Source organism: Nocardia vaccinii NBRC 15922 (assembly GCF_001613305.1).
Lineage (GTDB): Bacteria > Actinomycetota > Actinomycetes > Mycobacteriales > Mycobacteriaceae > Nocardia > Nocardia vaccinii.
In genome coordinates this window covers 67,613-77,670 of record NZ_BDCC01000004.1, presented here as the reverse complement: position 1 = coordinate 77,670, position 10,058 = coordinate 67,613, and the positions used below count along the sequence as shown (strand labels likewise).

Annotated in this window: 6 protein-coding genes; 2 read left to right on the top strand and 4 right to left on the bottom strand. The window is 69.2% G+C overall.

Translation table 11 applies throughout. From position 1 onward, the window contains the following. The first annotated feature begins 25 nt into the window (after positions 1-25). A complete protein-coding gene (locus tag NV1_RS00965; RefSeq protein ID WP_067884498.1) occupies positions 26-1,252 on the top strand; it encodes a polysaccharide biosynthesis protein in 1,227 nt (408 codons plus the stop codon). A 63-nt stretch (positions 1,253-1,315) separates the two neighbouring features. On the opposite strand, the gene pgfA is transcribed toward NV1_RS00965, so the two are convergent. Next, a complete protein-coding gene (pgfA, locus tag NV1_RS00960; protein WP_067884496.1) occupies positions 1,316-2,470 on the bottom strand; it encodes a cell envelope lipid trafficking protein PgfA in 1,155 nt (384 codons plus the stop codon). 170 nt (positions 2,471-2,640) lie between these two features. On the opposite strand from pgfA, the gene NV1_RS00955 reads away from it, so the two are divergent. Continuing rightward, positions 2,641-3,786: an acyltransferase family protein gene (locus NV1_RS00955; protein WP_067884495.1), complete on the top strand. Its 1,146-nt coding sequence runs from the start codon at positions 2,641-2,643 to the stop codon at positions 3,784-3,786. On the opposite strand, the gene NV1_RS00950 is transcribed toward NV1_RS00955, so the two are convergent. From NV1_RS00950 to NV1_RS00945, 3 genes are all read right to left on the bottom strand, one after another. Further along, positions 3,783-8,360: an alpha-(1->3)-arabinofuranosyltransferase gene (locus NV1_RS00950; protein WP_245713497.1), complete on the bottom strand. Its 4,578-nt coding sequence runs from the start codon at positions 8,358-8,360 to the stop codon at positions 3,783-3,785. The genes NV1_RS00955 and NV1_RS00950 overlap by 4 nt on opposite strands. 37 nt (positions 8,361-8,397) lie before the next feature. Further along, complete coding sequence (locus tag NV1_RS41710; RefSeq protein ID WP_084524948.1) at positions 8,398-8,568, bottom strand: DUF2613 domain-containing protein; 171 nt, start codon at positions 8,566-8,568, stop codon at positions 8,398-8,400. Positions 8,569-8,857: 289 nt separating this feature from the next. Next, a complete protein-coding gene (locus NV1_RS00945) occupies positions 8,858-9,940 on the bottom strand; it encodes an isochorismate synthase (protein WP_067884493.1) in 1,083 nt (360 codons plus the stop codon). Positions 9,941-10,058 lie beyond the last annotated feature (118 nt).

The window sequence follows — 10,058 nt, the reverse complement described above, 5'->3', positions numbered from 1 at the left end:
GGGCGGGAGGTGGCAGCATGGCGGGATGCCCGCTGTCCTGCGTCTGCCCGGTGTCGCGGATCTGACGTTGGTGACCGCTGGGGCGATGACGGCGAATGTGGCCGGATACCTGCTGCAGTTGCTGGCCGGGCGGTGGCTGGGGGTGACCGGGTACAGCGAGTTCGCGAGTCTGCTGGCCGTGCAGCTGTTGTGTGCGGTTCCGGCGTTGGCCCTGCAGAATGTCGTGGCGCGTGAGCTGGTGCGTGGGGCCCGGGTGGCGACGGTGCGGGCGCTGGGGTGGTGGTGTGCGGCGGTCGTCGCGGTTGTCGCGGCGGTTCTGGTGCCGGTGGTGAGTGCGGTGCTGCACGTCGGTGCGGTGGCTGCCGCCGGTGCGCTGCTCGCCGCGCCCGCGCAGGTGCTGATCTGCGGGGAACAGGGCATTCTGCAGGGCGGCCGCAGGTTTCGCGCGCTGGCGACGGTACTCGGCGTCGCGGGCGTCGCGCGGGTCGTACCGGCGCTGGTCGTACTGGCCGCGGGTGCGGGCGCTGCCGCGGCGCTGTGGGCCGCCGCCCTCGGTCTGTTCGCCGCGGCCATCGGCGCTCGCCGGGCCGCCGCTCCGGTCGCGAACCCCGAAGAATCGGACGTCCGGGACATAACGCGGGTCCGCGCGGGCGGGTTGGCGGTATTGCGAGCCGTGCAGGTGCAGGCGGCGTTGATGGCGATGTCCTCGGCGGACCTGATCGTGGCGCGAATCGTGCTCGAGCGGGACGACGCCGGACGTTACGCGCTGGGTGCCATCGCGACGAAGATCGCGTTCTGGCTGCCACAAGCGGTCGGTGTGGTGCTGTATCCCCGGATGGCGCAGCCGCAGAATTCGGCCCGCGCGATTCGGGCCGCGCTGGGGGTGCTGCTGGGTGTCGGAGTCGCGGCGGTGGCGGGTGCGGCGGTTTTCGCACCTCTGGCGCCGCTGCTCGCCGGACACGACTACGCCCCGATCGAGGGCTGGCTGTGGTTGTTCGCCCTCGACGGCGCACTCCTGGCCCTGCTACAGGGCGCACTGCTGTCGGCGATCGCAGTGGACCGCACCGCTCCCGCCGTGATCACCTGGGTGGGTCTGGCCGTCGAGGTGATCGCGATCGCCCTGTTCGCGCACACGCTGCCTGCCCTGATCGGCACCTCGACGTTCGTCGTGGCTGTTGTCGCCGCGCTGATGATCGTGGTCGTGCTGCGAGCCGCCGCACGCAGTCACGATGTGCCGGTCGACCACTCGTGAAAACGCCGGTGGCTCCCCGCATCACGGGGAGCCACCGGCGATCATATTGCCCTACCGGGACATTCAGATGTTCCGCGGCATTTTGATCTGTGTCGTCGGCTGATCGGTGAGATTCACGCCCGATCCGTGGGCCGGCTCGAAGGTCGAACCGGGCCTAGGGGTCTTCGGCCGGACCAGACGCCCCGGCTTCTCGGTGCCGCTGCCGCGCAGGCCCAGCACCAGGCCGACGATCAGCACGACCACGCCCACGACGCCCAGGATGATCGGCAGCGTCCGCCCGTACAGCGAGAGTTTGTCGATATTGTCCTTGGCGATCGCGATCTGCGAGTTCACCGTGTTGTCGTCGAATACCAGCGTCGACTGCAGCGCGGTGACGTCCGGCTTGGCGGCGTTGCGCGCGTAGTACATGTGGAGCTGCTCGGAGCCCTTGATGATCGTGCCGGTCTGGGGCTCCACCCACACGTCGCGGGTGTTCGTGTAGAAGCGATCCATCGTGACGGGGGTGTCACCACCGGGAATGCCCCACTTGGAGGCGGGCAGGCTCACCTGGTTGCTGGGAGCGCTGACCACCTTCGACAGATCGGTCACCGGGATCTTCTGCTGGAAGTGGTAGACCTTCAGGTCGTTGATCTCGGTCTGCTCGACGAAGTTCATGTCGAACGACTTGCGCGCGTTGATGTCGAAGTACGGGTACGTCTTCTTCTCGGTGCCGATCGGGAACCGGTACTGGAGCCCGTCGTGCTGGACCGGGTCGGCGATGCTGTTGCCGTTGCTGTCCGTGTTCACCGCGATCGAACCGTTCGGATCGTCCTCGACCGGCATGCCGGTCTTGCGGTTGATAGTGACCCGATCGATGACCGCCGACAGCAGGCCGGTATCGCCCTGCGCGTCGATATTGCGCAGGGTCTGACCGGCCTGGATCGTCATCTGGGTCTTGTCCGAGGGATCCTCGACGGTCAGGTAGCGCTGCGAGATCAGCCGCACATTCGAATTGACCCTCGCCGCACCGGTGCCCGAGGTGAGCGATTTGATGTCGAGAACCCTGCTGGGTGCGTTCGCGCTGCTCGGTGCGATCGTGGTGATTTCCAGGTCGAGGGGAGTCTTGGCCAGCTGGCTGAGGGTATACGTCGGGATCAGCAGGGCCGCGACGATCAGCAGCGCACCCAGACCCACGAGCAGGCAGGCCACCGTCCTTCTGGTACCGGCACTGAGTGCCATGCAAACTCTCCTCGTCGTCGTACCAAGCGGTTCCGAGTAACGCTGCGGACACGGCGTAGCACTCGTGAGCCCCGACACTAACAGTCCGAACCCCTCCAGCGCTGATCCGAGCCCGGAAACATCCCGATTCCTGGTGCGGATAACCACACGGCAGACTGGAACCGATGACCATGACCAGTACCACACCCGACACATCGGCCGCGCCCCGGCCCGCGGCGGCGCGCGGTTTCGTGCCGGCGCTCGAGGGAATGCGCGGGCTGGCCGCGCTGGGCGTGGTGCTGACCCATGTCGCCTTTCAGACCGGCGCATCCGGAATCCCGCTGCTGGGGCGCGTGTTCGAACGGTTCGACATGGCGGTTGCGGTGTTCTTCGGGCTGTCCGGATTCCTGCTGTGGCGTCCGCATGCCGCCGCGGCTCGCGGTCTGGGGAACGCACCGCACGCGGGACGCTATCTGCTGCATCGGTCCGCGCGCATCCTGCCCGCCTATTGGGTGGTGGTGTGCGCGGTGCTGATTCTGCTGCCGTCTGCCGCGGATTCGGCGGGGCGGCGGGTATGGGTGGCGAATCTGGCACTGCTCCAGGTCTTCGTGCCGTTGACGCTGACCGACGGGCTGACCCAGATGTGGAGTCTGTCCGTGGAGATGGCCTTCTATCTGGTGCTGCCGCTGCTGGCCTTCGCCGTGGTGTGGTTGCGTGGGCGTTCGGCGCGGTGGCGTGCGCCGATCGTGCTCGCACTGGGCCTGATCAGCCTGGGCTGGAATCTGCTGCCCGTGCCGACCCCCAACGCGATCCACGCGGACAACTGGCTGCCCGGTTATCTGCCCTGGTTCGCGGGGGGAATGCTGCTGGCCGAACTGGTCGAGACGCCCGTCGCGCATCCGCCGCGGTGGCGTCGAATCGCCGCGAACCGCTGGGTCATGTGGTCCCTGGCGCTGATCGCGCTGCTTGCCTCCGCTACCGATCTGGCCGGACCGGCCGGGCTGGAGCGCGGTGCGCCGTGGCAGTACGTGGCGAAGATGGGGCTCGGTGCGCTGATCGGTTTCGGCCTGCTCGCGCCGCTGATTCTGGGGCAGGCCCGGCATCGGTGGCTGCAGAGCCGGGTGGCCGCGACGATCGGGCGGTGGTCCTACGGCATCTTCATCTGGCATCTGGCGGTGCTGAGCGTGGTGTTCCAGATATTCGGCATCATCCCGTTCCACGGGATGTTCCTTCAGGTGCTGGTGCTGACCGTGGCGTTCACCCTGCCGCTGTCGGCCGCCGGTTACGCGCTGATCGAGGAGCCGATCCGTCGCTGGGTCCGCCACCGCGTCGGCTAGCCCTTCCGCCGATCCGCGACCGCGGCGACGCCCAGCGCGACCACCGCCGCCAGAGCCGGGAACTGAACCCACAGCGACCCGCCCATATACCCGTCCGGCGAACGCCACGGCCCGGTGGACAGAGCCGCCGCCGAAACCATCGTCCCCACTCCGGCGATCACCACCAGCGCTCGGGCCGTGCATCGCGGGTACCGCCACTGCGCTACGAAACCGATCGCGGCCAGCACGATCGCGACCGGCCCGGAGATCAGGAATACCGCGATCACCAGCCCGATCATGGTCGGTATCCGCAGGTTCCAGGTTCGTGGGGGCGCCGGAGGTCCTTCCGTCGGCGCATCGATGTTCCGGCCGTCGACGGGAGATTGCTGCGTGCCGGCATCGTGCGTGCCGGCGCCTTTTGCCGTGCTTGCGGCCGAACCGTTCCCTGGGGCGGGTGCGACCGGCGGGTGGGCGGGGCGCCGCCGGCGGCGAGGGTGGGGCAGGGCCAGTGCGATGAGGGGAAGCAGGAGGAGCAGGCCGCCGAAGATGGCGAGGCGGTACCAGCGGTCGAGGGGGAAATCGATGGTGATCGGGCCGTGGGCGGTGGCGGGGAGCAGCCAGGCCTGTTGCCAGCCGTCGACGACTACGGGGGAGAGTTCGTGGCCGTCGGCGGTGCGGGCGCGCCAGCCGACGTTGGTGCTCAGCGGTAGAACCAGCAGCCGGGTGCCGGCAGGCGCCGCGATCGGGCGTGGGGCGAGATCGGTGCGCGGCAAACGCAATTCGTCGACGGAGAACAGGTCGGTGGGTGCTACGTCGACGTCGACGTCCCCGGTCGGCAGCATGACCGACCCGGATCCGCGGGCCGGGTCATCGGGTGCGGTCCGTCCGGGAGTGGTCACCGGGTCGATACCGCAGATCTTCGCGGGAACCGGTGCACTGGTGAGTAATTGGTGTGCGGTCGCGGTGACCGTGGTGTGCACGAGATGTCCCGCCAGCGCGATGGTCGGCCCGTGCGCGCAATCGACGGTGATCGGGCGGTCGCCGCGCGCGGGCGGCGGATAGTCCGGTCCCAGGACGTTCACCTCGGCCAGTCCCGGCGGCTGTTGCTGATCGAAACCCAGTGCGGTGCGGTCCAATACCGCATTCCAGGTGGCGAGGCTCAGTTCGATCCGGTCGGTGACGTAGGGATGCAGCCGGATGCGGATCGGCTGTCCCGCCGGTGCGTCGGGGTCGAGCTCGAGAGTCTGCGGACCGTCGCCGAGATCGACCGCGACCGAGGTGGGGCGGGCGGGCAGCGCACCGCGCGGCGGGGTGATCTCGAGGCCGTTCACCAGGGCCGGCGCGGGGAGTTCGAGGGTCAGGGTCGGCTTGGGGCCCGCCGGATCTCGCACCGTGTCCTGCGGGGCGACCCAGCTGGTGCTCGGATCGCCGTCCGTGGCGGCGAAGGCCGAGCCGCGCAGGTCGCCGACATCGGCCTTACCGCGCGCGATGGGCCGCTCATGATCGGTCAGCAGCGCCTCGAGCGACGGGCCCTGCCGGGCGCGCACCATCAGGCGCGGGGTGACGTTCATCGGCGCCGGGACGTTCAGTGTGCGTTCGAAACTGCCCGGTTCCTCCGGAGAGAGCGCGAGGCCGTTACTGCATCGGACGCGGTCGGGCGCGTCGAAACAGCCACTGCGCCCGGGGAATTCCTGCCCCAGGCTCCAGCCCTGCACCTGCGTTCCGGCCGGGACCGCGGGCAGGACGGTGCGGTGGCGGATCGCGACGGGTACCGGCGCGTTACGGTTCGAATAGTCCTCCAGAGAGACCTCGGAGATGCCGAATTGTCCGCCGAGACTGCCGGTCTCGGTTTCGATCGCGGTGATGCTCACCCAGCCGGTCGGACCGGGTGGTAGTGAAACCGACACGGGCTCACCGGGTTTTGTGACACGCGCCGCAGTCGTACCGTGCGCGGTGCGCACTTCGACGAGGCCTACCGGATCGCCCAGCGCGGCCGAGCTCGTGGCCAGCTGCAGCACCCCCGCGTTGATAGGATGATCCAGGTCCAGCCGAAGCCATTGGCCCACAGCATGTTCGGCACTGTTGCTCAACCATGCGGTGGACGGATCGCCGTCAACGGCCGCGGCGGTGGAGCTGCCCGGGGCGGTGCCGCCCAGCTGGGTCGCATCGGCCGCGGAACTCGAGGCGGTGATCGTCGCCCCCGACCACTGCCCCGCCACGCGCGGCGTTCCCGGAACGGCGTAGTCGGGCACCAGATTACGGGTCCGCCGGGCGTCGGTCGGTGCGCGCAGCGCCGAATTGTGATTGTCGACTCGGCCGAAATCGGTCTCGCGGTCCATCGGAGTATCGGTGAGAGTTGTCGTACTGCCGGATAATCCGGCTCGCGCGGCATCGGTGGACAGTAACACCGGCCCATTCGGCGCGGAGGTATCGCGGCGCAACCGCTCGAGCACCTCGGGCCCGCCCTGTACCACCGGCACCGAATTCAGCGGCACGGTATAGGCGCCCGGGAAGGACTCGGGCGCGCCCGATCCGCTGCGGATATCGGCGGGCTCGCCCGGATGCGGCGCGCTCACCCGGTAAATCTCGATGGCCGGATAGGACGGCCGCAGATCCCCGTCGGAGACCAACCCCTTGCCGTGCGAGGCGATGATCTCGTCCCCGAACTCGGCCACCTTCGTCAGTCCCGGCGAGCCCTCGATGGCCTCGTGCGCCAGCAACGGCCGGGTCGAACGCGATGTGTCGGGGTCCAAATCGTTGCGCAGCACCAGAATTCCGATGCCCTGATCGATCAGTGTCGACGCGAGACCGGACGAGGGGCGTCCGTCGGCGATCAGCCGCTGCACCGAATCCATCGCCCGGATCGTGCCCGGCGGGGTGAGCGGGATCGCATCGCGCACCGCCCAGGGCGTTCTGGCCAGCGCCTGCAATGGTTCGTCGCGGGTCAACCCCCAGATCTGACTGCCGAACGGCGCGCCCGGCACCACCAGGGCCCGAGTGTTCGCGGCATGGTCGGCCAGCCAGCCGGCGGTCTGGGTCCAATAGGCCGGAACCCGGTCGTACGCACCGCGCGGGGCCAGTTTTCCGGTCCACGCCAGCGAGGTGGACAGCGCCAGCGCGCACAGGATCAAGGCCGCGACCGCCACCATCCGCTGCCGTTCGGGATGGGCGAATGCGCTGCGCCACATCGGCATCGGCACGGAACCGGGCAGCGGAACACGATGCAGCAAATGGGCCAGCCCGATCACGAGCGGCAGCCGGATCAGCGGTTCGAGCTTGTGCACGTTGCGCAGCGGCGCACCGCCCGAGTCAAGGAATACCCGCACCGATTCGGCGAACGGTCCGCCCAGATCCCCGACGTATCCAGCGCAGAGCCCGACCAGTCCGAGCATCAGGATCAGCACGAACCGGCCGCGGTGCGGCATCGACCGCAGTGCCAGACCGGCCATCCCGGTCGCGGCCAGCAGTCCGGTCGCCAGCACCGCCGCGGGCTGGGTGACCAGCACCGCGCCCGCGATGCGTTCCGGCGAGACGAACGGCGTCCAACTGGAGGTTCCGCGCAGCACCTCGCCCAGCGAGGCCCATTCGGTGGTGACTCCGGACGATTCGATGTAGTCCAGGAAGGGCGGACTCACCTTGCCGAGCATCAGCAGCGGCACGACCCACCACAGCGTCCCCAGCGCCAGCAGCGGGATCCACGCCCGAGTGAACCGCCACCAAGCCCGATTCGGCCGGTATGAAGCCCACCAGATCAGCGCGGGCAGAAAAGCCGCCGCCGTCGCGACCGCGTTCACCGAACCCATCAACGCCAGCGCCAGCGCGCTGCCCGCGGGAGACAGTGCGCCGTACCGGCGCGGGCGGTGTCCGTCGTGCTCCGGCGAGTCCGCCCAGCGGCGTCTCGTGCCGGTTTCCTCGGCACTCGGCTCCTGCGTCGGCACGCGGGCAGCCTCATTCGTATCGGCCCCGTGTCCTGACGGTGCGGAAATCTGCGCACTCCCGGGGGAGACGGACAGCCCTGCTCGGTTCCGGATCGTTCGCCACCAGCGTTCGAGTCGCGTGTGTGACAGCAGGGAATCGGTGCGCCGGTCGGTGCGGCGGATGCCGTTGCGCGCCTTGGTGACCCGCCCCAACGCAGCGGGCGCGAGCAGCACCCAGGGGGCGAGCATCATCGGAAGCGTCTCCGACGAGATCGATCCCAGTGTGGTCAGAACCCGCGGCGACAGGGCGAAGGCCAGTGCCGCGACGATCCGGGAACCGCGGGTGCCGATGTCGAGCACCTCGCACAATCGCACGATGCCCCAGAAGCCGGCGAGGATCAGCAGCGCCCACCAGATCCGCTGGGTCACCCAGGCGGGCATGCCCAGCGCATGCCCCAGGGCGAAGAAGCTGCCGTGCGGGAAGAAATAGCCGTAGGCCTGATTCTGCACCTGCCCCATGGGAGCCTGACTGCTCCACAGATGCGCGGCGCGCTGCAGGAAGCCCAGCGGATTCTGGGCGAGATCGTATTTGGTGTCGGCGACGGTGAGGCCGGGAGCCTGCAGAAAGGTCAGCAGAAATGCGCCGACGACCGTGCCCGCGAACCAGCACCGCCCCAGCGGGGCGACCGGATCGGACTCAGTAGGGGTCGGCGACTCAGCGGCTGCCGTACTCAACGTTGTTGAGCAGCGACGACGACTGGTTGCCGCTGCGGTCGATCTCGGGCCGCGAATTCTGCGCCGTCGCAGCCGTGACCACGAACACCGCGACCGCGCCCAGCACGGCTCCGACGACAGCGCTCGCTATCCCGGGAACGGCAAACTTCATCGCGGAACTCCCATACATCGGCCCGTACGTATCCGCGTCAACCTACCACGCTGTGTTTTCGGCCTCCGCTTCGCTGCGGCGTGTTTTCGGCGCTTCAAGGCTGTCGTCAGTCCCCCGGACTCGGTCTTCGGCCGTGCGCTTCGGGGCTGAACGACGAGCCCGCGCCGAAGGCCCGAGGTTGGCGTTGTTGAGCCTTTCGCTTCGCGGGCGATTTCCTGCGGGACGGAGACGCTTCGCCGTTGGGGCGTCACGCGGGGGTGCGAGGCGAGGGGTAATCGCACACAGCGAATTACACAGGGCAGTTCAGACTGCCGAGGAAGGTTTTGAGTTTGGCGGTGGTCTCGTCGAGTTCGGTGCGGGGATCCGAGGCCGCGACGATTCCGCCGCCGCCGAAGGCGCGCGCGGTGAGGCCGTCGGCGGAGACCTCGGCGCAGCGGATCGCGACGACCCATTCGCCGTCGCCGCGGGCGTCGCACCAGCCGACCGCGCCGCCGTAGAAGCCGCGGTCCTCCTCGAATTCGGTGATGGTGTCCAGGGCCAGGTCGGTGGGTGTGCCGCAGACCGCGGGGGTCGGGTGCAGGGCCCGGGCCAGGTCGAAGGCGGTGGTGTCGGCCGCGCGGACCCGGCCGCTGATCGGTGTGGCCAGATGCCACACCTCGTGGGTGTTGATCAGTTCCGGGCCGTCCGGGACGGTGAGTTCGCACAGCGGGGCGAGCTGCTCGCGGATCCACTCGATGACGAACTCGTGCTCCGCACGATTCTTCGTGCTGGCCAGTAGCTCCCGCGACCGCTCGGCGTCGACCTCGGGATCGGGATGTCGCGCGATCGTCCCGGCCAGCGGACGCAACGTCACCGTCTCGCCGTGCCGGGCGACCAGAACCTCGGGCGTGGCACCGACCAGCGTGGCCCCGGGCCGTCCGGCGGGACTCAGGTCGACCGCGAACACGTTGGCGCGCGGATGCCTGGTCAGCAGGTGTGCGGCCACCACCTCCGGATCGAGCGATTGTTCGGCGCGTACCAGTACCGAGCGCGCCGCGACCACCTTGCGCAGTGGCTGCGAAGGATCCGAGAGCTGTTCGACGAGTTTCGTGACCCGCGCGATATGCTCTGCGGCACTGGGGATTTCGGTGATCACCCGAACCTCGGGCAGTGATGGCACGGCCGCGGGACGCCACGGCCCCGCGGTATGCCGCGCCCGCTCGGGCACGCACAGCGCCGCCGGAGTGCGCGGATCGAACGGCAGCGCCCCGACGATCAGCTCGGCCGTCCCGTCCGCCAGCTCGGCCGCCGCGGATTCCGCGTCGTCGATCGCGCGCCGAACGCCCTCGGTCCGTACGACACCGCCGGGCTGAGCGAGCAGAAATCCGTCCATAGTGCCCCGACGATAGTCCGCCCGGCACTGCGCGGTGCCCGGGTAGGGACGTACATCTCACTGTGATGCGCGGCAACCCGCGGGTCCGCAGGGCAGCTGCCGCACCCTCGCTCGCGGT

Excerpts from the sequence above, each read along its gene's own strand:
- NV1_RS00965 (WP_067884498.1), top strand. The coding sequence starts at position 26 with ATGCCCGCTGTCCTGCGTCTGCCCGGTGTCGCGGATCTGACGTTGGTG.
- NV1_RS00945 (WP_067884493.1), bottom strand. The coding sequence starts at position 9,940 with ATGGACGGATTTCTGCTCGCTCAGCCCGGCGGTGTCGTACGGACCGAG.
- pgfA (WP_067884496.1), bottom strand. The coding sequence starts at position 2,470 with ATGGCACTCAGTGCCGGTACCAGAAGGACGGTGGCCTGCCTGCTCGTG.
- NV1_RS41710 (WP_084524948.1), bottom strand. The coding sequence starts at position 8,568 with ATGAAGTTTGCCGTTCCCGGGATAGCGAGCGCTGTCGTCGGAGCCGTG.
- NV1_RS00955 (WP_067884495.1), top strand. The coding sequence starts at position 2,641 with ATGACCAGTACCACACCCGACACATCGGCCGCGCCCCGGCCCGCGGCG.